This window comes from Pseudogracilibacillus sp. SE30717A (assembly GCF_037071985.1).
Taxonomy (GTDB): Bacteria; Bacillota; Bacilli; order Bacillales; family Amphibacillaceae; genus Pseudogracilibacillus.
The window spans coordinates 356,291-380,456 of the sequence record NZ_JAXHDF010000002.1 but is presented as its reverse complement, the minus strand read 5'-3'; the positions used below and the strand labels follow the sequence as shown (position 1 = coordinate 380,456).

Sequence of the window (24,166 nt, the reverse complement as noted above, 5' to 3'; positions counted from 1 at the left end):
GGTTGAAAACTATAGGTGCAGTTTTTATTCGCAAAATAATACAATAAATTCCTTTATTCCTTTTTGTTATCAAAAATTGGATCGATCAAACCAAGTAGAAGTGCTATAATTAATTTTGTTCCGAATGAAAGTGTAATACCATTAATAAATTCATCAACTACAAAAAGAACGAACCAATTCGAGGCAAATCCAAATAGCATTTGAATAAGAAATACATTTACACTTCCAGTTACATTTTTAACGGTTATCTTCGCCATCGCGTCTACAATTAGGTCAACTATAAATCCTAATATAAAGAAACTGACAACAAATATAACTAACGACCAAATAGAATCATAATGTACTCCAAGTAATTGAAAGATTCCTGCAAAACCAAAAAAGAAAATGCTGAAAATAAATCCGATTACTATCACTAGTAATAGTGAAATTCCAATAACTGTTACCGTTTTTTCTTTTAGATTCATATCTTTAAACGAATCATTATTTTCTTCATCCATTAAAAAACTCCTTACGATCATTTTACCTTTTAAAAATAAATCTGCTCGATATTCTAATCTCTACTGCCATTTCTATTCCTTAATAATTTTTTAAAAATGTAACAATCCAAAATGGTTACAATATTTTCTCCTATACAAAAGTGTAACATAAAATTCTTAGTCGCTTCATCTTTAAATATAGGCAAATTTATGTTGACGATGGCCGACATACCCTGTTGACAATTAAAAATAAAAAAATCTGGTCAATACCTTTTATGATGAATTGCTTTCGGGTTAAAAGGGTAGTGTATATATTAACCAGTAGGAAGGTGAGGGAGCAGGTTGAATAAATTATTTACTATATTAGTCCTAGTTGGTTTGCCAATTTCGGTGGTCGGCTCGATTTTTGATTGGTCAGCAATTATGATGTTTATTATTTACTGTGTAACAATCGTTGCTCTTGCAGGGTTTATTGGCAGGGCTACTGAAAGTTTGGCGATTGTTATGGGACCTCGGATTGGTGGATTACTGAATGCGACGTTTGGAAATGCAGTGGAACTGATTATCTCTATTTTTTCTTTAAAAGCAGGATTGATCGGAATTGTATTGGCTTCCTTAACTGGTTCCGTTTTAGGAAATTTATTACTAGTTGGAGGTCTTTCGTTTTTCGTGGGTGGCTTAAAATATAAACGGCAATCTTTTAATGTTCATGAAGCGAGAAATAACTCGGGACTACTCATTTTTGCTGTAATTGTAGCATTTGTAATCCCAGAGGTTTTTACGCATTCAATGAATGAACAAGAAACCTTGTTTGTAAGTATTGGAATTTCGATTATTTTAATTGTACTTTATTTAGCAGCTTTATTATTTAAGTTGGTCACTCATCGTGGTGTTTATCAGATGAATGAGAGTGAAAATCGACCTACTCATGAAGAGGAAGAACCAGAATGGGGCAAGATGAAGGCTATTATTGTTTTAGCAGTTACAACGATCGCTGTTGCTTTTGTATCCGAACGTTTAGTCGGTACCTTTCATATAGTTGGTGAGAAATTTGGTTGGTCTGAATTATTTATTGGGGTTATTATTGTTGCCATTGTAGGAAATGCTGCAGAACATGCTTCAGCAATAATCATGGCATATAAAAATAAGATGGATGTAGCTGTAGAAATTGCTATTGGATCAACGCTTCAGGTTGCCATGTTTGTCCTGCCAATACTTGTTTTGCTATCACTTCTTTTTCCTACTACTATGCCACTTGTCTTTACATGGCCTGAATTAATCAGTATGGTTACTGCAGTATTATTAACTGTATCGCTGTCCAATGATGGGGACTCAAATTGGTTTGATGGATTAATTTTATTGGCAGCTTATTTCATTATGGGGATTGGTTTTTATTTCGTTTAGTATAGATGAAAAAGGAGGGAAAGTAATTGCTAATCAACTGTCGCATTTTACTCATTACTTTTTCTCTTGAACACATCGCATTTTCAAAGTAAACAACATATAATTGAAAGAGGGGCAAGTTGAGTATTAGGTGAGCTTATTTTTGCCAAAGTAATGAAAGGAAGATTCGCATGATAGAATACGAGAAAAAAGTATATGAAGAGATACAATTGTGGCGTAAAAAAGTATTAAGACCATCGAATCGATTGAATCAATTATCAAAAAAAGTTCAAATAAAAATAAATGAAATGATTCCTGAAAAAGCTCATCAAATTATAACAGACAGTATGAAAGGCATGGTAAAAGCTACGTTGATGGGATCGGATATGACAACCAAAACTCAGCCAATGATTAACTTGAGTCTATTTGAACAAGATGAGCTCGTTAAGGAAAAATTAACTTCGTATCGAAAAACGGCTGTAATCGAAGGGGCTGGTACCGGTGCAGGAGGTATTTTTCTAGGTCTTGTTGATTTCCCGCTCCTATTATCAATAAAAATGAAATTCTTATTTGAAACTGCGACAATATATGGATTTAACACAGAGAATTATGAGGAGCGCCTTTTTATTTTACATGTATTTCAACTCGCATTCTCAAGTGATAAACATAAGAAGGAAACGTTCTACATGATAGAAAATTGGGAAGAAGAAAAAAACAGATTGATCGATATGGATTGGCGCTTGTTTCAACAGGAGTATCGAGATTATATTGACTTAATTAAATTACTTCAGTTGATTCCTGGCTTTGGAGCAATTGTTGGTGCATACGCGAATCACAATCTCATGGATACATTAGGGGAAACAGCGATCAATGCTTACCGAATGCGGATTTTACGTTAAATCACCAAACCGTGTTCTTTTTGAATGATTAGACTCTATTCGAATCACATCTTTCATTTTTCGGATGAGAAGTGTAACGATAAGTTCTTATTCGTTCTACAACTTCCATTTTTCTGGTGAGAAGTGTAACGATAAGTTCTTATTCGTTCTACATCTTCCATTTTTCGGATGAGAAGCGCAACGATTAGTTCTTATTCGTATTACATCTTCCATTTTTGGGGTGAGAAGAGTAACGATTAATTCTTATTCGTTTTGCATTTGCCAGTAAATGGACGAGAAGTGCAACGAACACTACGGTCTCCTAAAAAAACATAAAACAGAAAAAATTCACATATAAAAACCCCGGATAAGGGTGAGCTTCAAGCTGCACCCAGCATCCGGGGAAATAATTACTTATATTTTTTGTACGTTTGTAGCTTGAGGTCCTCTTTGACCTTCTTCGATATCAAATGTTACTTGCTGACCTTCGTCTAAAGATTTAAAACCTTCACTTTGGATAGCAGAGAAATGTACGAATACGTCGTCTCCATCTTCACGCTCAATAAATCCAAAACCTTTGTCTGCATTAAACCATTTAACTGAACCTTGTTCCATAAATTGTTTCCTCCTAGTGCTTCATGCACAATATATTACTATCCCTGTCCAAAGTGGCCATTTAGGCAATAAGTGACCATTACTTTATACCGAACAAAAATAATTCTTATTAAGCATAACACATAATAAAATTAATAGCTAGCTTTATTTTTCAAATATTTTACAATTATTTTATATAAGGAAAAACTGGGATACAGTTATAGTATAGAAAAGGATTAAGGAAATTATACATAACTTACTCTAGAATGGTTAGAGAATCCCAACATATTGTTTAACTTAGAACCTTATATGTAACAAAAATTAAATTTCCTGACTATTAACCTAAAAATAATGTAACTTTTCTAGAGCTTAATCGTGTTATCTATAGAAGGGGGAGAGAGATGGGGCAATCCATAGATTCTATATATACTATTTATTTTAATGACATTTATCGCTTTCTTCTCTCTTTATGTAAGAATCATCATACAGCAGAAGATTTATTACAGGAGACGTTTCTTAGAGCTTATCTGCATGTGGAGCAAAATCATGCAGGTAGTATTAAGTCATGGTTATTTACAGTTGCTTATCATGCTTTTATTGACCATCAGCGAAAACAAAGAAGGATTGATTTGGATAAGGGTATTTTTTTGGATAAATTATTGGATCACAAGAAAACACCTGAGGAAAAACTTATGATGGATGAACAAGTACAAATAATAATTCAACAGTTAGATAGCATGCCGAAGAAACAAAAATTAGCAGTGCTTTTACACGATTTTCATGAATTATCCTATAAAGAAGCAGCGTACGTAATGGGAACCTCTTTAGCAAGTTTTAAAGTAAGTTTGTATCGAGCTCGGCAAGCTATTAGGGAAAAGAGAGGAAGAGAAACAAGTGAGTGACATATTTAAAGATAAATTAAAACGATATGAGAAAGGGCTATTAGAAGGAGAAGAATTAGTAGAGTTTGAGAAAGAATTGGAAAAGGTTGAATTATATCAAAAAGTATTAGAGGGAGAAGATGAACCAAGCCAATTGCAAGGATTGCCGACAAAGCAAAAGACAAAAAGAATCTTATTGTGGAGCAAATGGAAAGCTCGCTTTCAAACAGCGTTTACTGCTCTGGGAATAATGTTGATTTTTATCCTCGTTACAACGTTTTTATCTGGTTTGTATTATACATGGGGAGACCCTGATCGCACAGATGTTTTCGGTGATGTAATTGATTATACACTGACAATTTCAGATCCATATGGATATTTAGGAGGGACAAGTACAAGTGTTGATTTTTTCTTTCGCATGAATGCAACTCGAGATATAAGCAAGAAAATAGGGGATGAAAGAGTTAAAGTTGGAGAAATGCGCATTCCATTTTTATTTTCCTCCATGGGATTTCCCGAAAGAAATATGTATGGAATTGAAGGAGATTATCAAGCAACATTTATGTACCCAGGGATGGGTGACGGAGGCATGTCCGACTGGAACCGATTAAGCCATCTTCCAAAAGGTACTGTTGTGACAGCTTTTATATCTTTTAATAAACTTGTGGATACAGAAACTATTTTCGATCATTTTTCCAATAATAATTTTTCTATAGTATGGTTAGCCCTTAATACAGGTGTAGAAGGGAAAGATGGTGATTATGGTGGAATGGTGTTAGACCCAATTGGCTTTCCGCCTTTTCCAATTTGGCATGATGATGATATGATTCAAGATTTTTATGAGGAAGAAGGGACTTTTTTCAACAAAACAGTTTCAGAAAGTTATGCTTCTCCCGAATATGAAGAAGGGGACACGGAAGTACTACATGAACAGTTTATGAAGACGATGAAGTTCCTAAAAAAGCATGAAAAAATGGCTGGAAAGTTGTATACCGGAATGAATTTAGATGTTCAAGAGCGAATAGATTATCTTGAAGGAAATGGATTTAAACATTATGGAATGGTTGTAACAGGCCCAACGAAAGAAATTGAAAAACTAAAAAAAGAACCTCTTATTCAATCAATAGAAATAGATGAAGTCGGTTTTTGGAATTGGCATAATGAATAAAAGGAAATCCTGAGATAAAATACAATAAGTAGAGATAAAAAAGTCACTTTGCTGCATAAGAGCAAAAGTGACTTTTAAATCTGTTTATGCTTCTGTAGTTTGAAATTTGTCTGCATTACGAATGAGGTAATCGAACGCACTTAAGGATGCAGTAGCACCTGAACCCATTGAGATAATAATTTGCTTATATGGACTATTCGTACAGTCTCCCGCAGCAAACACGCCTGGGACGTTCGTTGCACCATAATTGTCTACAACAATCTCTCCAAACTTGTTACGATCAACTGTATCACCGAGCCAGTCTGTATTTGGTACAAGTCCAATCTGTACAAATACTCCTTCTAGTTCGATATGCTGTTCTTGTTTGGTATCAAGATCTAAGTATGTAATACCATTAACATTGTCTGAACCAGTAATCTCAGTTGTTTGTGCATTTTTAATTACAGTAACATTCTGCAAGCTGTTTAGTCGCTCTTGAAGAACAGCGTCTGCTTTCAATTCTGAAGAATACTCAAGTACTGTTACATGTTTTACGATTCCTGCAAGATCAATTGCAGCCTCAACTCCAGAGTTACCGCCACCGATCACAGCTACACGTTTTCCTTCAAACAATGGACCATCACAGTGTGGACAATATGCGACACCTTTATTTCTGAATTCCTTTTCCCCAGGAACACCTACATTTCGCCAGCGGGCACCAGTAGAAAGAACGACAGATTTGCTCTTCAGAACAGCACCATTCTCAAGTTCAACCTCAATAAGGTCTTTCTTTTCCAAACGTGTGGCACGTTGTAAATTCATTACGTCGATATTATAGTCTTTTACATGTTCTTCAAGACTAGCCGCAAGTTTTGGTCCCTCAGTGCGATTGACACTAATGAAGTTCTCAATTGCAGCTGTATCAAGAATTTGGCCACCAAATCGATCAGAAACAATCCCAGTTCGAATACCTTTACGTGCTGCATAAATTGCTGCACTTGCACCGCCAGGACCTCCCCCGACTACTAGTACATCAAATGTCTCTTTATCTGCAAATTCGGATGCATCTGGTCCGCTGCCTAACTTGGCTAAAATTTCTTCAACCGTCATCCGGCCATTTCCAAATGATTCACCGTTTAAGAAAACGGTAGGGACAGCTAAGATGTTCTTACTTTCTGCTTCTTCCTTATAAGCTGCTCCATCAATCATTGTATGAGAAATATTTGGATTTAATACGCTCATTACGTTTAATGCTTGTACAACTTCTGGACAGTTTTGACAGCTTAAACTGATATAAGATTCAAAATGATGTTTACCTTCAATAGCTTTTATTTGATCAATTACTTTTTGATCAATTTTTGGCGGTCTACCGCTAACTTGCAATAGAGCCAACACTAATGAAGTAAACTCATGACCAAGAGGTACACCCGCAAAAGTGATTCCAGTATCTTCATCTATTCGGTTAACACTAAAGCTCGGTGTTCTTTCAAGTACTGTATGCTCAATTTTAATTTTTGGAGACATGGCTGCCAGTTCATCAACTAATTCCACCATGTCGTGGGACACTTTATCGGAATCCACACTAACCTTGAGCAGTACATCGTCCTCCAGCATCTCAAGATACTGAGCTAATTGTGCTTTTAAATCTGCATCTAGTAACATTCAATCGCTCTCCTTAAATTTTACCTACTAGATCTAGGCTTGGCTTAAGTGTCTCAGATCCTTCTTCCCATTTAGCAGGGCAAACTTCACCTGGATTTTCACGAACATATTGTGCTGCTTTAATTTTTCCAACTAAAATACTAGCATCACGGCCAATACCGTCTGCGTTGATTTCAGCTGCCTGTACAACACCATCTGGATCAATGATGAATGTTCCACGCTGTGCAAGTCCTGCTTCTTCATCTAGTACGTCAAAATTACGTGAGATTTTTTGAGAAGGATCACCAATCATAATATATTCAAGTTTACTGATCGCATCAGAATGGTCATGCCAAGCTTTATGTGTAAAATGAGTATCAGTAGAAACAGAATAAACTTCTACGCCAAGTTCTTTTAATGTAGCATATTGATCTTGTAAGTCCTCTAACTCAGTAGGACAAACAAATGTGAAGTCTGCTGGGTAGAAACAAACAACACTCCACTTACCTTTTAAATTTTCGTCTGTAACTTCAACAAATTCTCCAGTTCCTGCATGATAAGCATCTGCTTTGAATGGTTCGATTTCTTTTCCGATTAAAGACATAGTATCAATTCCTCCAATATTTTTTCTAGATGAAATTAGTATACGACAATTCCCGATACATAAACAGGCAAGATCATCTCTAATTTCATCGTTAACTAAAATAATTCTAATCCAAAACTTATTATCGTATATGTGATTTATTCTGTCAAGAATAACACTCTTTTTTATGAAGGTTTCTTTATGACATTGTTGTGACAAGGATTAGGCTCATTAAAAAAGAGTGATTTAAAATTGGACAGAAGGGGAGAGTGTAATTGTTTTCATTCTCAATTGATTGATAGATTCGCAATGTAAATGGTTTAATTTTTACAACCTGCTTATTATATGGATGTCAAATAAAGTTAAAAATTGACGAAACAAGGAAAACAAAGAGTCATCATTATTTATGGAGAGTTATAAAATGTAATGATTATTCTAAGTTGGTTTAACTTTATTTAGTTTTGCTCTTATCATGAAAATACAGGGAGTCAAGTTAAAATTAATATCACTTTCTGAATAGTCAAGTACCTATTTACTGATGTATGCATATATATATTGTTGACTAAACATTAGTAGGATAGGTGATATGGGAATGGGGAATCAAGATAACGACAAACAAACGTCTAGGAACTTGAAGGATGAACAGTTGAATCAATTCAGAGTGAACAATTATGGTAAAAAAATGACAACAAACCAATCTGTCAAAATATCAAATGATGAAGACTCTTTGAAAGCTGGTGTACGTGGTCCCACTCTACTAGAAGATTTTCATTTAAGAGAAAAAATAACTCATTTTGATAATGAAAGAATTCCAGAAAGGGTTGTACATGCTAGAGGATTTGCTGCTCATGGGATGTTTAAATGCTATGAGCCGATGAGCGAATATACAAAAGCAGGATTCTTACAAGAATCAGGTCAAGAGACACCTGTTTTCGTACGGTTTTCAACAGTTGTTGGAAGTGTTGGATCAATGGAGACTGCGCGCGATGTTCGTGGATTTGCAGTAAAGTTTTATACAGAAGAAGGTAACTATGACTTAGTCTCTAATAATATACCTGTATTCTTTATTCAAGATGCGATGAAATTTCCAGATATTGTTCATGCGATTAAACCTGAACCCCATAACGAGATGCCACAAGCATCATCTGCTCATGATACATTCTGGGATTTTGTAGCGAATAATCAGGAGACAGCACATATGATTATGTGGCTAATGTCGGACAGGGCAATTCCAAGGAGTTTTCGAATGATGGAAGGATTCGGTGTCAATACATTTCGTTTCGTCAATCAAGAAGGAAGAGCTAGATTTGTTAAATTTCATTGGAAGCCAGTTTTAGGTGTTCATTCACTCGTTTGGGATGAAGCACAGAAAATTGGTGGGAAAGACCCTGACTTTCACCGACGTGATTTATGGGAAAGGATTGAACGAGGTGCTTATCCAGAGTTTGAGTTAGGTGTTCAGATGATTAATGAAGAAGATGAATTTATGTTTGACTTTGATATTTTAGATGCGACAAAATTATGGCCTGAAGAAATTGTTCCAGTTAGAAAAATAGGGATGCTTACATTAAATAAAAATGTCGATAATGTTTTTGCAGAAACAGAACAAGTGGCATTTCATCCAGGAAATATTGTACCTGGAATCGATTTTACGAATGACCCGCTACTCCAAGGACGGCTATTTTCCTATATTGATACACAATTAATTCGACTCGGTGGGCCGAACTTTACTGAAATTCCAATTAACAGATCCATTTGTCCGTTCCATAATAATCAGCGGAATGGTTATCATAGACAACGGATCGATGTCGGGCAAGTAAGCTATCATAAAAATTCATTGGCGAATAATACCCCGGCAACAACTCCTCCTGAACAGGGCGGATTTGAACATTATCAAGAAAAGGTTGAAGGGCATGTCATTCAAGCAAGAAGTGAGTCCTTTAAAGACTTTTTTTCTCAAGCAAGATTGTTTTGGAATAGTATGAGCCCTCCAGAGAAAAGACATATACGTAATGCATTTATTTTTGAAGTTGGGAAAGTGAAGAGCAGGTCCGTGAGGCAGCAAGTAGTAGATATGTTCGTTCGTGTTGATAAAGGGTTAGCTAATGCGATTGCTGATAAAGTTGGTGTGAGGCGACCGACTGGTGAACAATCAAACGTGACAGCATCTTCACCTGCACTGAGTCAGGAAAACACACCTCATTTACCTTATTATTTGACATTAGGTGTACTCATCGGTAATGGGTTTGATGACGAAGAGGTACTTGCAACAATTGAATATCTAAAAAGATATGGTGTTTTTGTAACAATTATCAGTGAAACTTTATCTCCTGTAGTTGGAAGAAACGGCACTAAATTGGCTGTAGATGAAACGATTATGACAACAGATGCGGTGCTATTTGACAGTTTATATATTGTCGGTGGTGAAGTGGAAAATCAACATGATTTTAACCAAAGCGTGATGAATTTTATTTCTGAAGCATTTCAGCATTATAAACCGATTGGATTTGCTCCTAGTGGGGAAAAGTATTTTCCAGTTGGCGATAAAGAATCGATTCCAGGATTCGTCTATCAAGACGATAATCCTAAGTTCAATGAACAATTCCTATACGCAATTGCCCAACAACGATTTTGGAATAGAGTAATCTAAATAAATAAAAGGACTGTACGAAGGCAAATATGGATTTGGCTTTTGTCTTCGTATAGTCCTTTTTATTATAAACTCAACTTTCGCATCAATAGAATTGGTGTGAAGGTTGAGTAGCTCTTGATTTAACGCATCTTTCATAGCCCACTTGAAAATGTAAGAAATGAACTGTTCATACTTACAGAAATTACTGCTTTGTAAAAGTAGAAGTGCAGTAACTTAAGATCGTTATTATCTTACCGCTACGGAAATATGTTTCGCTTTCACCACGGGCATAAGAGCGACATCTGTTCGAGCTGCGCTTACGCTTGCTTTCACAGTGTCTCCTTTACCATGGGCGGCTGCCCGGCCTTCTTGTGCTACGCACTGTGTAGTCTCATCTAGGCCTTTGCTCCCATAGGAGTCTCCACATATTTCCTCCGCTGGAATGATGCTGTTATTGCTTGAGGAAGTCTACACACGCCATTACGCGATAGTAGATTGTAGCAGAGGGCAAGGGCAGTCGACTCCTGCGGGAAAAGCAACAGCTGAAGATCCCGCAAGAAGCGATCTTTGCTTCTGAGGAAGCTGAAGCGTTGCCCGCGGAAAGCGTACTGCCCGGAGCGGAAATCAACGATGCTGAAACTAAGGATCATAGACTTCAGCTACTGCATAGTTTACGTTAACTACTCAAAGTCAACATAAGTAATGTACCTATATCTACCAAATAGTATCAAGGTTCATTCGACATTTTCTCACTGCGAAAGTTGAGTTATAAAGAAGGGCATTCAATGATTATTAATAACTACTGTCGGTGTTGCCTCTTTTACAATAATAATTCCATTGTATGATTCATTTGGAATCATTTTTATTGTATAGAAAAACGTTAAAGATTTGTACCATGGGCGGAAGTCATCTCCGATATTAGGCATTTTCTGCTCGGATGAAATAATGTCATGGAGTACCGATGATTCATTAGCACGTACAAAATCTACATAAAAGATATTTGGATCAACATTTTTGAATGCAGTGACTAATTTATTGTTGTTTTTAACGGTGTAATTTTTTCGTTCTTCTGCTGCGCTATTAAATGCTTGGAAGGAACTTGTCATAAAATCGGTGCCGATTGCAAAATAGCGATCTCCGTATTTTTCATCAATATAGTCTCCCATTGATTCATAGCCGAATGCTGCTGAAGTTTTTTCAATATGGCCATTATGTGCGGAGACAAATACTTTATCGCGTCCCTGTGTTGATTCAAATTCTACAATCCATTCTAGGTTTTCTGCTAAATATTGATCACGTATTCTTGCATAAGACCCTTCGTTCATCAAAAGATCAGTCCGTTGTTTCATAATTCTTGCATATTGTTGAGCTAGGGAAAAGGATTCTTGGGATGATTGTTTAATATAATCTGCTTCATTTGTATGTAAATCGGTTAAGATGGAATCAATTGTTTTGTTCAATTCTTCAAGTTCTTCTTGTGTTAAATCATGCATTGTATCATTTGTAACATGTTCCAATTGAGCGCCAAATTTTTTCGATGTATTTGGATCCACTGTAGAAAAATAATTAAGCAGACCAGCTTTACTATAGTCGTATCGCTGCATATCATTACCGTAAAAATAAATTTTTTCATCCTCATCTGCTGTTTTATTGTAATTATGCATCCATTCAATAAGATCGATCATTTGTTTTGTTCGGTAAATACCATAGTCGAGTGTCTCTATGACATCTTTTGCTGTTCCATTGCCGTTTAGAATATAATCATTAATTTGCTGGGCGCCACCGAAATCACCTTCTAAAATAAAAACACGGACATTTTCCTGTTCTAATAAGACTTGAAAAACGTCTTTTTTTAATTCTTGAAATTCAATGTTTCCATGTGTCGCTTCTCCGAGACCAATGATTTGTACATTTTCTGGAATAGTTATTTCATCGATTGGAGAAATAAAGTCATTTGCATCTTCTAGTACCGTTTTGCCACATGCCGATAATAAACTAAGAAGAGAAATAGCTAAGATAATAAAGGAAGTCTTTCTTATATAGATCATTTGGATTCCCCCTATAATTCATTTTAGCAGGTAGATTGACTAGTCGAAGTAAGTTTATTAATATTTTACAAAGTGTCGAGTAGAGAAATTATTCATTATTTGTGAGGGTAAAATATACGTAGCAAATCTTCTAAATGATATTCCGTATTTGTACTTGTATAAATGCGGGGGAATGGTATTGTTTTAATTTTAGTATGAGGAAAGGTATGATAGGGACATTGATTTTTAACAGCTTTAATATATAGTATTAGAAATATATATAAATTAAAAAAACGTAAAATAGACTTGATTGATTTGTTTATAAGGAATTGGGAAAAGTAAAGTTACTTGCATGAACTTTTTACTTTTTTCAATAAACGAGGTGAGCTAGTGACAAATAATAACCAGATGGGTTGGAAGCTAGAAAACACTTATACGAGGCTTCCGGACAATTTTTATACAAAAACAAAGCCGACACAAGTTACGGCGCCCCAATTGATCATTTATAATGAGGAACTTGCAGAATCATTAGGCCTTGATGGGACAACACTTCAAACAGACACAGGTATTGCTGTATTGGCAGGGAATGAGTTGCCAGAAGGCTCTATTCCAATCGCACAAGCGTATGCTGGTAATCAATTTGGAAATTTCACGATGCTTGGTGATGGTCGGGCTGTATTGATAGGTGAACAGATAACGCCTTCAGGGGAACGGTTTGATATTCAGTTAAAAGGTGCAGGAAGGACGAGTTATTCACGAGGTGGCGATGGCCGAGCTGCACTCGGACCAATGCTGCGGGAATATATTATTAGTGAGGCAATGCTTGCACTTGAAATTCCAACGACCCGGAGTCTTGCTGTAGTTACTACAGGAGAAGAAATATTCAGGGAAACAAAACTGCCTGGTGCGGTGCTTACTCGTGTCGCATCAAGTCATTTACGAGTCGGTACGTTTCAATTTGCTCATATATTCAGTGAGGAAGAAGACCTGAGAGCACTTGCAGATTATACAATTCAACGACATTTTTCATATCTTGCTCAGCATGAAAATCCATATCAGGAACTGCTCAAGGAAGTAATCCGTCGTCAAGCTTATCTGATTGCAAAATGGCAATTGGTCGGCTTCATTCACGGCGTTATGAATACAGATAATATGACGATAAGTGGAGAAACGATTGATTATGGTCCATGTGCGTTTATGAATACGTTTGACCCGGAAACCGTTTTTAGTTCCATAGATACAGGGGCTCGTTATAAGTACGGTAACCAACCTCCGATTGCACATTGGAATCTTACGCGGTTTGCCGAAAGTTTACTTCCTCTTTTAGATAAAGAAGAAGAGAAGGCCATCAAGCTAGCCGAAAATGCACTTGACACATTCCCTAAAATCTATACAACTTACTGGCTAGATGGAATGCGTGCAAAACTTGGGCTATTTAATGAAGAAAGTGGCGATCAGAAATTAATTACTGACCTGCTACAAGCAATGATAAAATATAAAGCAGATTATACAGATACGTTTATAGCATTAACTACGAAGAAGTTAGATGGTGCAGTACTTTTTCATTCGGAAGAATTTTTAGAATGGCGGAAACAGTGGAGCGAGAGATTAAAAAGACAAGAAGTTGATGAAGGACACATTTATGCAAAAATGAAAGAAAATAATCCAGCGTTGATTCCACGTAACCATCTGGTTGAAACAGCTTTAGATGCAGCAGTAGAAAATAATGACTTCACTGTGATGAAAGATCTTTTAGATGCACTCGCTCATCCGTTTGCTTATACAGAAAAACAAAAAGAGTATGCAGAAGTCCCTGTTCCAAAGACATTTTATCAAACATTTTGTGGAACGTGAATTTTATGGAGTAATCGTTTAGTCGGCGGTTACTTTATTTATTTATTGAACAGAAAGCAGAGGTATTTGCTTTGGGTTGAATTAAGATGAGTCCACCCTGAACCAGTTTATGTATAAAATGCTTCCTGTTTTATGGTAAAATAACGATTAGACTTAGAGTAGGGGATATTATACTCCGTGAAAGGAGCTTATACAGTGACTTCGATTTGTTTAATTAGACATGGAGAAACAGATTGGAATAAAGAAGGTAAAATTCAAGGGAAAACAGACATCCCATTAAACGAGACTGGTAGGTTACAAGCGGAAAAGAGTGCTGTTTTCTTAAGTCGATCAAAATGGGATATAATCATTACGAGCCCGTTGATCCGCGCTAAACATACGGCAGAGATTATTAATAAGAAATTACATTTACCTATAATTGAAATGGTTGATTTTGAGGAAAGAAATTATGGAGAAGCAGAAGGGTTGACGCCTGAAGAAAGAAAAAGAATGTTTCCAACTAGAGAATACCCAAATGAAGAAAAGCGAGAATTTGTCATCGAGCGTGTCATGAGAGGAATTCAGTCCATACTTGAAACATATCCAAATAAAAAAGTACTACTTGTGGCACATGGGGGAGTTATAAATCTAATTCTTGCAACGTTATCCAATGGAGAAATTGGTACAGGAAAGACAAAATTGACGAACGCCTGCATTAGTAATATTTATTATCATGAAAATTCATGGCAAATCAAAGATTATAATCAAATATCTCATTTATCTGATAGATAATTAAACATTTTCACGATCCGTAGAACATAAAAAGAACACTCTATTTCAGTAGGACTGAATAGAGTGCTCTTCTCTTAATACCCCCAAATCATCGCAAACAAAGTTCCAAAAATCGTCACTAAGCCAACGAATAGGGCATATCCAATATTTGTATAAACGGATTTACTAGATTCATTTTCTTTTACATGCATGAATAAAAATAACTGCAGGCTCGCCTGAATCGCAGCTGTAACACCTAAAATTATCATTCCTTGAGTAAAAGACAAATGAAAATAGATGACAACTAATGCGATGAATGAAAGGAGCAATGATGAAACAAATCCTATCACGTGTGGTAAAGGGAAAAGTTCTTTCATGTTACATCATTCCTTTCAAATAGACAAAGCTGAAAATAAATATCCAGACGACATCAAGAAAATGCCAGTATAACGAGAATATGAATGCTTTATTTGAAGTTTTAGAATTAAATCCGTCTTTTGCAACTTGGATTAGGATCGCAAGCCCCCAGAAAAGACCAAATGTGACGTGAGCTCCGTGGGTCCCAAGCAGTGTAAATAAACTCGATAAAAATCCACTCGTTTGGATAGTTGCACCCTCATGGACGTACATAACGAATTCAAAAATTTCTACGCTTAAAAATCCAAGACCTAATAGCAAAGTAATAATAAAAAACGTAAGCATTGCTTTTTTATTGCCTAGACGCATCGCGTGAATCCCGAGCCCAATAGTAAAACTGCTCGTAAGCAATACTATAGTTTCAATCATGACTGGGAATAGTTGAAAGATTTCTTGCCCGCTAGGTCCTGAGCCGATCCGATGTTCTAATGTAAAATAGACGGCAAATAATGTAGAGAATAAGGCGATTTCAGCACCTAGAAAAATCCAGAATCCGAGTATTTTTAAATTATTTTCCTCTGTACTATATTCCAGTGGCAATGTATGATCTATTTTCATTGTTGCTCACCTCGTAATCTGTTTTCCGTTTGTTCAATTTCTTCAACAGAAATATAATGTCCATCATCTTTTTCAAAGGATCGGTATGCCATTGTTCCAAAGATAAAGATCGCTAATATAATTGCTGGCACCCACATGCTGAATACCATAAAGAAGCCCCAGAAGAAAAAGGCAACACCCATAATGAATGGCAATCCACTGCTGTTTGGCATATGAATTGGCTCATAAGCTCCTTCTGTTAATGGTTTCCCTTCTTTTTTAGAAAACCATAAAGCATCTAATGAGTTTACTTGCGGGATAATGGCAAAATTATACTCAGGTACTGGACTATGTGTAGCCCATTCTAAGTTACGGGCATCCCACGGATCTCCTGTTTTATCCCGTGGACTATAGCGAACACTCCAATAAATATTGTAAACAAGAATGATAAAGCCAATCGTTAATCCTAAAGCTCCATTAGCAGAAAGCATATTTAATGGTCCAAAACCAGTATCTGCAGAATAAGTGTACATGCGCCGTGTCATTCCATTTAACCCTAATATAAAGAGAGGGAAGAATGTGACATTAAAGCTAATTGCGATAAACCAGAAAGCTAATTTACTTAATTTTTCATTTAAGCGGAAACCAAAGACTTTCGGGAACCAGAAATGGAAACCGGCAATTACGGCAAAGACCGTTCCCGGAATTAATACATAATGAAAATGCGCCACTAAAAACATCGTATTATGATATTGATAATCCGTACTTGCCATCGCTAGCATTACCCCGGTTACCCCACCAATTGTAAAAATAGGGATAAATGCTAATGCATATAACATCGGGGTCGTAAACGTAATTTTTCCTTTTCGTAATGTAAACAACCAGTTGAATATTTTAACCCCGGTCGGAACAGCGATTGCCATGGTCGTAATAGAGAAAATACTATTTACCATCACACCGTGCCCCATGGTATAAAAATGGTGCACCCAGACAAGGAACGAAAGTAGGGATATTGCAATCATACTTATGACCATTGATTTATACCCGTATAAGTTTTTCCGGGCAAAGGTGGAAATAATTTCACTATATATCCCAAATGCAGGAAGGATTACTATATAAACTTCCGGGTGGCCCCATACCCAGAACAGATTCGCCCAGAGCATGTCCATCCCGCCATTTGCCATTGTAAAAAATTGTGTACCAAATTGGCGGTCTAACATCATTAAGGCAAGTGCAACTGTCAATACAGGGAAGGCGAAGACAATAATGACATTGGTAATTAATACAGACCAAGTAAACATAGGCATTTTCATTAATGTCATACCAGGTGCTCTCATTTTTAATATCGTAACGAGGAAGTTAATCCCTGTCATTAACGTTCCTAGTCCAGCAATTTGCAGTGCAATGGCATAATAGTTATTCCCGACTGTCGGACTAAAATTGACGCTCGCTAACGGAAAATAAGCTGTCCAACCGGCATCTGGTGAGCCCCCGATCACGAAGGAAATATTTAATAGCATCGCACCGAAAAAGAAAAGCCAGAAACTAACGGCATTTAACCGTGGAAAAGCAACATCTCTTGCCCCAATCTGAAGCGGAATAACGACGTTCATTAATCCGATAATAAACGGCATCGCCATAAATAAAATCATAATAATTCCATGCGTAGTGAAAATTTCATTATAATGTTGCGCATCAAGTAACCCATTTTCAGGAATAGCTGTTTGTGCACGCATTAAGACCGCATCGACTCCGCCACGGAAAAGCATTAAAAGGGCAGAAATAATATACATCACACCGATTCGTTTATGATCGACCGTTGTTAGCCATTCTTCCCATAGATAACTCCATTTTTTTAAGTAGGTTAAACCAGCGACAATTGCAATGGATACAACGACAATACTTATCATCGCGGCATAAATCATCGGTTCTCCTGTTACTAAAAACTGATCCCATTTCATTCGCGTTAAACTCCTTTCAATCTATCAAAGCTAGGCAGCCATTTTCTTTAGTAGCCTAAATATAAAACGATGTTACTCGTTCTTATGAGTTGTATCTGTAGTCATGTTCATTTCTGTATTGCTACCATGTTCATGGCCTGTACGATGAGGGGATTCCTCTTTTTCCTGTTCATCCCCATGATGATGTCCTGCATGTTCTCCTTCAGGAGCAGGAGCAAAGCTTAAATGGGTAGAAGAGTAGGATTTTCGTCCAACATGCTCCATTTCTAATAATTTATTAAACTCTGATTCTGTTAACTCTTGTTCATTATTTTTCACATCATTTACCCATGAATCAAAATCCTTGTCAGACATTGCTTCTGCTTCAAATTCCATATGCGCAAAGCCTTTTCCGCTGAAGTTGGAGTTTTTCCCCATATAAGAGCCAGGTGTGCTTGCGGCGAGATTGATTTTTGTAACCATATCGCTCATAGCATATTTTTGACCAGAAAGCTGTGGTATCCAAAAACTTGTTATTGGTCCATATGAATAAAGACGAAATTCAATTGGACGATCGACCGGAATATTTACATAATTTACTGTTTCAATATTTTGTTCTGGGTATGAAAAATGCCATTTCCAGTTCGATGATGCAGCATAGATAACAAGCGGTTCCTCGTTTTGATATGCATCAGGTTTATTTTCTACTGTTGTGGTCGTTTGAACGGTAACTATCGAAAGAATAATAACAATGATAATCGGCATAGCCGTCCAAAAAATTTCTAACGCTTTACTGCCTTCTTCATGAGGCGGTTCATAATCTTTGTCCAATTTAGATGCACGATATTTAACTAACATGATCGTAAATAAAACATAAACAACGAGTAAAATACAAGCCATCATAATAATAGAAAAAATAATTGTATTTGATAGAGTTTCCGCTTGTGGTCCTCTCGGATCAAGTACTTTAAGTGAATACTCACAACCGGATAACATTGCTGAAACAGCCAGAATAAATGATACCCACAGCCATTTTTTACTCATTTTCTACTCCTCCTCCATATATAAACATGTCGTAAACCTTTTACAGAAAATGTATAAAAAATATCTGTTACAAATATTATTCCTATTTTTTTGGTATGACAATTAGTTGATTCGAAATATCGAAAAAAATAATTAAAATCTGAACATTAATTGAACTTTTTTAACTGGTAATCAATGGTAGATGTCTGCAAATACTGTTATAGATAAGATCACACAAATTTTGTAAATAATATCTATATAAACCAGTATTTATATAAGTTGATCGTTACTAGAAACTCTAGAACGACTTGCATTGTGTATCCACGAGACACCTATACAGATATACTTAGCAAACAACTCATTAGTTGGGCATTGGTAATACGTGTAAATGTCTTGAAAGAGGGTAAAGCTAACTAAATACAAGTCAACTATTGGGGGAAATTTAGAAGATGTTTCAACTTGATAATGTACAGGTTAAAAATGTGTTCACTATTAAAAGCTTATTATTAAAAGAACCAGTAATTAGTATTGAAGGACAGAGTGGCAGTGGCAAATCTACTCTATTACGTTTGTTAAATAATCTCGATGATCCCGCAGCCGGTATAATCAAATTAAATAGTCGGAATATTACGGAACTACCTGCTTGTGAATTGCGAAGGAAAGTTGTGATGGCGCCGCAAAATCCAGTAATGTTTGATGGATCTATCCGTGAAAATTTATATATGGGATTGAGATTATCTGGTCAGCAAGCTGCTTCTGATGAGGCTTTAAAAGAGATGTTAGATCGCTTAAGGCTTGAAAAAAGTTTAGATATCAATATCAATGATCTGTCAGGTGGGGAAAAACAACGAATTGCTTTAGGACGTGTATTGTTGATGAAGCAGGCAAATGTTTTGTTATTAGACGAACCAACTTCAGAATTAGATAATAAAACGACAGATCATGTATTAAGCCAATTTTTAACGATTGCACGGAAGCACGAACAGCAGGTTATTATGGTTACGCATGATAAGCATGTATCGGAAAAATTTGCCGATAATGTAATAAACATGGATACATACAGCGGCCAGCATGGAGGTGAATGAGAGTGAATGAAGATGTGATGGATTTTACAATGTGGCAAGTTGCATATGCCTATATCTTTATCATTATTATATTAGTCATCTTTCGTTTTAAAAAAATTCCCCGGGAAAAATTACTTATTATATCTGTATTACGAATGACCATCCAACTTATTATAGTCGGATATATTTTAGTCTATGTATTGAAGAACCCTCATCCTCTTATAACCGTTTCTATCGTGTTCATTATGTTAGGTTTTGCCGTTTTCAACGTGTATCAGAGAACAAAAGCAACTATAAAAATTGACATTAAAAAAATCATTGCACTCGCAATGTTCGTCGGAATAAGTATAAATCTTATCTTTTTCATGCTTGTTGTATTGCAGCTTGATCCATGGTATGAACCACAATATTTTATTCCTCTAAGCGGAATGATTATCGGAAAAACAATGACAGGGGTTTCTCTCGGAGTAAATAATTTATTAAACGGAATGAAGGGGCAAAAGGAAAAGATAGAAGGAGCGCTCATGCTTGGGGCTTCACCAAAAGTAGCATCGAAGTCAATAATAAATGAAGCTTATGATCAAGCAATGCTCCCGACGATAAATGCGATGGTCGGAATGGGAATTATCTTCTTGCCGGGAATGATGACTGGGCAAATTATCGCTGGTCAATCTCCAATTACAGCAGTGAAATATCAATTATCAGTTATGCTAGGGGTGGCAGGAACAGTTTCCATCACGGTCCTCATTTTTCTACATTTAGCCTATAAAGTATTTTTTAATGAACGACAACAGTTTATATTAACGAAAAGAGACATTAGTAAAGATAATCTACCAGTAAAATATGAATGATTAATTGAAGTTTCGTCACCTATAATAGTGGTGCTTTTGGAATGGAAATGTGCACGAAGCATTGTCTCATCCCTTGAATGAGGGCAATGCATCGTGCACGTTTTTTTCGTCCAATAGAATTTTTACCAAGTATCGTTCATTCTACACCAAGTAAAATCACACAATACTGAGACGATTCTCTTACCTTATTCTTTTTTAACGACTTTTAAGAAGGAGACAGACATTAAAATAATAATGACTGAAAATGGCAAGGCCGCGATGATCAGCATATTTTGAAAACCTTGAATCCCTCCAGAATACATTACGATTGCAGCCATCGATGAGAGTAAGATTCCCCAAATTATTTTTACCGAGTTTGCAGGGTTTAATCGTCCAGTTGTACTGAACATGCCGAGAACAAATGTAGCTGAATCAGCTGATGTTATAAAAAATACTGCAATCACAATAATTGTTAAAAAAGACAAAATAGTCCCTAACGGATAATGCTGAAACATGCCAAAAGTTGCCGTTTCAGTAGCTAATTCAGATATTTTAGCAATCCCATTTTGCTCCAAATTTAGTGCAGATACTCCAAACACAGCAAAGAAAATCATCGTTACAAATGTAGGGGCAAGTAAAACACCGGCAATAAATTCTCTAATTGTTCTTCCTTTAGAGACGCGCGCGATAAACATGCCGACAAACGGTGCCCATGAAATCCACCAAGCCCAATAAAAAATTGTCCAATCATTAATCCATTGCCGTTTCTCCGGATCAACAGGTTTTAGTTCAAAACTCATCTCAATAAAATTTCCTGCATATTTTCCAATTGTTGTTGTAAACATATTGATTATGTACATCGAAGGACCAACGAAAAATAATAGCGTTACGACTAATGCAGCGAGCCACATATTGATGGTACTTAAATATTTAATCCCATACCCAATTCCCGACCAGGCAGAAGCGATAAATAAGACTGTTGCAATTACTAAAATTATGAGTTGGAACCAAAACGTTTTAGGTGCATTAAATAAAAATGTCAAACCACTATTAATTTGTGCTGAACCTAATCCAAGGGTCGAAGCTACTCCAACAACGGTTGCAATGATTGCTAATGTATCGACGATGACACCAGTTTTTCCACGCATTACCTTTTCTCCAAACAAAGGTTCAAGTGTCGCACTGATTAAACCAGGGGCTCCTCGATAAAACTTAAAATAGGCAAGAATCAAGCCGACAATTGCATATAGCCCCCAACCATGAAATCCCCAATGAAAAGAAGTGTATTGTAAAGATTCTACGATTGCCTGTTTTGTACCTGGATCGGCATTTGGAGAGCTGATAAACGCATGAGAAATTGTTTCTGCTGTCGTAAAAAACATCAATCCAATTCCCATTCCTGCACTAAACAACATTGCAAACCAAGCTGGATAGCTAAAATCTGGTTCATCATCTTCTTTACCAAGTTTGATTTTTCCAAAGCGAGAAAACATTAGGTAGATACATAATATTATCATCACCATAATGACAAACATATAGTACCAGCCGAACCGGTCGTAAATAAAAGCGGTAGTTGCAGCTGTTATTGTATTTAAATGACTTGGAAAAAATGTCCCCCATAATACAATTGCGATACAAGTGGAGACGGCGTACCAAAAAACATTTGATACCTTTTTCATACAAACACCTCCGAGTAGTGTTAGTATGAGTTATTTCCGAAAAAGTGATACAAAAAACTATTATTTATATATTTAGGGTTAACTAAGTAGAAAGCACAATAATTAGTTCTTAATTAAATCTTGTTATTAAGGTATTTTTCTATAATCAGATTAGAAAAAAGAGTTCTGTTTCTGTTTAAAAACATAACTCTTGACTGACTATCCCGTTTGTTCTTTTTTATCAGGTAACAGGAAACTGAATAAAATTCCAAAAATAGCTGCTATGAAAAAAGTAGAAAATCTCGATGTTATAATGCCATCCAGTGGGGTGCTAATCCATAAAACAGTAAAGACAAAACCGGAAACAACAGTAGCTATTAACCCAGAACTTGAATATTTTTTCCAAAAAAACGTCATCAATATAGCAGGGGATAAAGTACCTCCGACACCTGCCCATGCCCAACTTACGACAAGATAGAGTAAGGATTCTGAGGTCAATGCTATGATCATACCAACGATTCCAACGGCTAAAATAATAATTCGAGAAAGGGTAACCATTTGTCTGTCCGTTAATTTCATACCAAGTGTCTTATGAATAATATCCTCACTAACAGAACTGGTGACGACCATAAGTTGAGAGTTAGCAGTAGTAATAATAGCAGCCATAATTCCAGCAAGTAAAATACCAGCAATCCACGGTGGCATCAGATCAAGAATCATATGAGGAAGGACTGTTTCCACATCCGAAAAACTCCCTTGCTGGTACATAGCAATCGCGGCAAGTCCAATTATAAATGCACCTGCATATGCGAGTAGGGTCCATATGATAGCAACGGTAATGCCTTGCTTCGCTTCCCGATCATTTTTTAATGCCATGAAACGTGCACTCAGCTGTGGCTGCCCGCCTAAATAACCAAAGAACCAAGAGAAATTATTAAAAAATAACACACCAATGGCAAATCCAGTGACACCACCCATCCACGAATCGAAACCTTCTCCTGCAGTGACAAGAGAGGTCGAAATGGATAGATCATTTGAACCAATATAAATAAGCGCAACGATTGGTAGAAAGACTAATGTAAGCAGCATCATAATACTCTGAATCATATCTGTCCAGACAACAGATAAAAACCCTCCAAAATATGCAGTTGCCATGATGACGGCAGTAGCAATGATAATCCCGGTCGTTTCGTTCATGTGAAACGTAGTTAGAAAAAGTTTTCCCGCTCCTGCAAGTTGAGCTCCGACATAAAACATGAAGAAACTTGCGATTAATATACTTATTAGCCAACGAATAATATTTGCTTTCGCTTGAAACTTAATGGCTAAATAGTCTGGTAAGGTAAGGACATTATATTTATCTGCTTCTTCTCGAAATCTTCTTGTCAATACTAACCATGCGAAAATTATTCCCGTAGCTATACCGATTGCTACCCATATTCCAGATAACCCTGTAACAAAAACAAATCCAGTAAAACCGAGCAGTAACCAAGCTGACTCTCCAGTTGCCCGTTCTGAAAAAGCAAGCGCCCAACCAGGAAGTTGTTTTCCACCTAAAAGAAATACTGAATGACTCATTTTTGTTCTGCTTGCCATATACGCTATGGCAATGATGACGATAAAATATAAAATAAATTCCACTATAATAATATTATTCATTTATCCACCTCCATTAAAATATGTGGAATTCTTTACTATTAAATTATGAAAACAAGGGTAAAAATATTAGTCTTGTATAAGGAGAAGGCAGTTAGAATAGTGAAAAGAAGTTATTAGGTTGTGACTACTGATATCTCGAATGAATGGAAAAAAATATATAGAAAATTGAGTAGATAGTTCAGATGCCTTGAC

20 protein-coding genes are annotated in these 24,166 nt (G+C 36.3%); 9 read left to right on the top strand and 11 right to left on the bottom strand.

From position 1 onward, the window contains the following. Window positions 1-53: 53 nt before the first annotated feature. On the bottom strand, window positions 54-497 hold the full coding sequence (locus tag SPD48_RS04670) for a YrvL family regulatory protein (protein WP_336256900.1): 444 nt from the start codon (window positions 495-497) through the stop codon (window positions 54-56). Between the two features lie 321 nt (window positions 498-818). Here SPD48_RS04670 and cax point away from each other — a divergent pair, with 321 nt between their 5' ends. Both cax and SPD48_RS04660 read left to right on the top strand, forming a co-directional pair. Further along, a complete protein-coding gene (gene cax / locus SPD48_RS04665) occupies window positions 819-1,880 on the top strand; it encodes a calcium/proton exchanger (protein ID WP_336256899.1) in 1,062 nt (353 codons plus the stop codon). Window positions 1,881-2,050: 170 nt separating this feature from the next. Beyond that, window positions 2,051-2,758, top strand: a complete 708-nt coding sequence (locus SPD48_RS04660; protein ID WP_336256898.1) for an EcsC family protein — start codon at window positions 2,051-2,053, stop codon at window positions 2,756-2,758. Window positions 2,759-3,151: 393 nt separating this feature from the next. Here the strand turns inward: SPD48_RS04660 and SPD48_RS04655 are convergent, their stop codons facing one another. Next, on the bottom strand, window positions 3,152-3,352 hold the full coding sequence (locus SPD48_RS04655) for a cold-shock protein (protein ID WP_336256897.1): 201 nt from the start codon (window positions 3,350-3,352) through the stop codon (window positions 3,152-3,154). 380 nt (window positions 3,353-3,732) lie between these two features. Between SPD48_RS04655 and SPD48_RS04650 the strand changes: the two genes are divergently transcribed. Together SPD48_RS04650 and SPD48_RS04645 are read left to right on the top strand one after the other, a co-directional pair. Continuing rightward, window positions 3,733-4,233 (top strand): sigma-70 family RNA polymerase sigma factor, encoded by a 501-nt coding sequence (locus SPD48_RS04650; RefSeq protein WP_336256896.1) that lies wholly within the window; start codon window positions 3,733-3,735, stop codon window positions 4,231-4,233. After that, window positions 4,226-5,380, top strand: coding sequence for an anti-sigma factor (locus tag SPD48_RS04645; protein WP_336256895.1), 1,155 nt, complete (start codon window positions 4,226-4,228; stop codon window positions 5,378-5,380). Before SPD48_RS04650 ends, SPD48_RS04645 begins: the two co-directional genes overlap by 8 nt. An 84-nt stretch (window positions 5,381-5,464) precedes the next feature. Here SPD48_RS04645 and ahpF read toward each other — a convergent pair whose 3' ends face one another. Together ahpF and ahpC are read right to left on the bottom strand one after the other, a co-directional pair. Continuing rightward, window positions 5,465-7,021 carry an alkyl hydroperoxide reductase subunit F gene (gene ahpF, locus SPD48_RS04640; protein ID WP_336256894.1) on the bottom strand — a complete coding sequence of 519 codons (1,557 nt, stop codon included), beginning with the start codon at window positions 7,019-7,021 and terminating at the stop codon, window positions 5,465-5,467. 13 nt (window positions 7,022-7,034) lie between these two features. Next, window positions 7,035-7,604 carry an alkyl hydroperoxide reductase subunit C gene (ahpC, locus tag SPD48_RS04635; protein WP_336256892.1) on the bottom strand — a complete coding sequence of 190 codons (570 nt, stop codon included), beginning with the start codon at window positions 7,602-7,604 and terminating at the stop codon, window positions 7,035-7,037. Window positions 7,605-8,175: 571 nt separating this feature from the next. On the opposite strand from ahpC, the gene SPD48_RS04630 reads away from it, so the two are divergent. Continuing rightward, a complete protein-coding gene (locus SPD48_RS04630; RefSeq protein ID WP_336256891.1) occupies window positions 8,176-10,233 on the top strand; it encodes a catalase in 2,058 nt (685 codons plus the stop codon). A 764-nt stretch (window positions 10,234-10,997) separates the two neighbouring features. Here the strand turns inward: SPD48_RS04630 and SPD48_RS04625 are convergent. Further along, on the bottom strand, window positions 10,998-12,263 hold the full coding sequence (locus SPD48_RS04625) for an erythromycin esterase family protein (RefSeq protein WP_336256890.1): 1,266 nt from the start codon (window positions 12,261-12,263) through the stop codon (window positions 10,998-11,000). Window positions 12,264-12,650: 387 nt separating this feature from the next. Between SPD48_RS04625 and SPD48_RS04620 the strand changes: the two genes are divergently transcribed. Next, complete coding sequence (locus SPD48_RS04620; protein WP_336257015.1) at window positions 12,651-14,096, top strand: protein adenylyltransferase SelO; 1,446 nt, start codon at window positions 12,651-12,653, stop codon at window positions 14,094-14,096. Between the two features lie 195 nt (window positions 14,097-14,291). Next, complete coding sequence (locus SPD48_RS04615; protein WP_336256889.1) at window positions 14,292-14,867, top strand: histidine phosphatase family protein; 576 nt, start codon at window positions 14,292-14,294, stop codon at window positions 14,865-14,867. A 74-nt stretch (window positions 14,868-14,941) separates the two neighbouring features. Here SPD48_RS04615 and qoxD read toward each other — a convergent pair whose 3' ends face one another. The 4 genes from qoxD to qoxA form a co-directional block, all read right to left on the bottom strand. Beyond that, window positions 14,942-15,223, bottom strand: a complete 282-nt coding sequence (gene qoxD, locus SPD48_RS04610; RefSeq protein WP_336256888.1) for a cytochrome aa3 quinol oxidase subunit IV — start codon at window positions 15,221-15,223, stop codon at window positions 14,942-14,944. A gap of 1 nt (window position 15,224) precedes the next feature. Continuing rightward, window positions 15,225-15,821: a cytochrome aa3 quinol oxidase subunit III gene (gene qoxC / locus SPD48_RS04605; RefSeq protein WP_336256887.1), complete on the bottom strand. Its 597-nt coding sequence runs from the start codon at window positions 15,819-15,821 to the stop codon at window positions 15,225-15,227. Then, window positions 15,818-17,761, bottom strand: a complete 1,944-nt coding sequence (gene qoxB / locus SPD48_RS04600; protein WP_336256886.1) for a cytochrome aa3 quinol oxidase subunit I — start codon at window positions 17,759-17,761, stop codon at window positions 15,818-15,820. Before qoxB ends, qoxC begins: the two co-directional genes overlap by 4 nt. A 72-nt stretch (window positions 17,762-17,833) precedes the next feature. Beyond that, window positions 17,834-18,784, bottom strand: coding sequence for a cytochrome aa3 quinol oxidase subunit II (gene qoxA / locus SPD48_RS04595; protein ID WP_336256885.1), 951 nt, complete (start codon window positions 18,782-18,784; stop codon window positions 17,834-17,836). A 428-nt stretch (window positions 18,785-19,212) separates the two neighbouring features. Here qoxA and SPD48_RS04590 point away from each other — a divergent pair, with 428 nt between their 5' ends. Next, a complete protein-coding gene (locus SPD48_RS04590; RefSeq protein ID WP_336256884.1) occupies window positions 19,213-19,848 on the top strand; it encodes an ABC transporter ATP-binding protein in 636 nt (211 codons plus the stop codon). Window positions 19,849-19,850: 2 nt separating this feature from the next. Continuing rightward, window positions 19,851-20,678 (top strand): ABC transporter permease, encoded by an 828-nt coding sequence (locus SPD48_RS04585; protein WP_336256883.1) that lies wholly within the window; start codon window positions 19,851-19,853, stop codon window positions 20,676-20,678. A gap of 185 nt (window positions 20,679-20,863) precedes the next feature. On the opposite strand, the gene SPD48_RS04580 is transcribed toward SPD48_RS04585, so the two are convergent. After that, window positions 20,864-22,336, bottom strand: coding sequence for a BCCT family transporter (locus tag SPD48_RS04580; protein ID WP_336256882.1), 1,473 nt, complete (start codon window positions 22,334-22,336; stop codon window positions 20,864-20,866). 198 nt (window positions 22,337-22,534) lie between these two features. Beyond that, window positions 22,535-23,974, bottom strand: coding sequence for a sodium/proline symporter (locus tag SPD48_RS04575; protein ID WP_336256881.1), 1,440 nt, complete (start codon window positions 23,972-23,974; stop codon window positions 22,535-22,537). Window positions 23,975-24,166 lie beyond the last annotated feature (192 nt).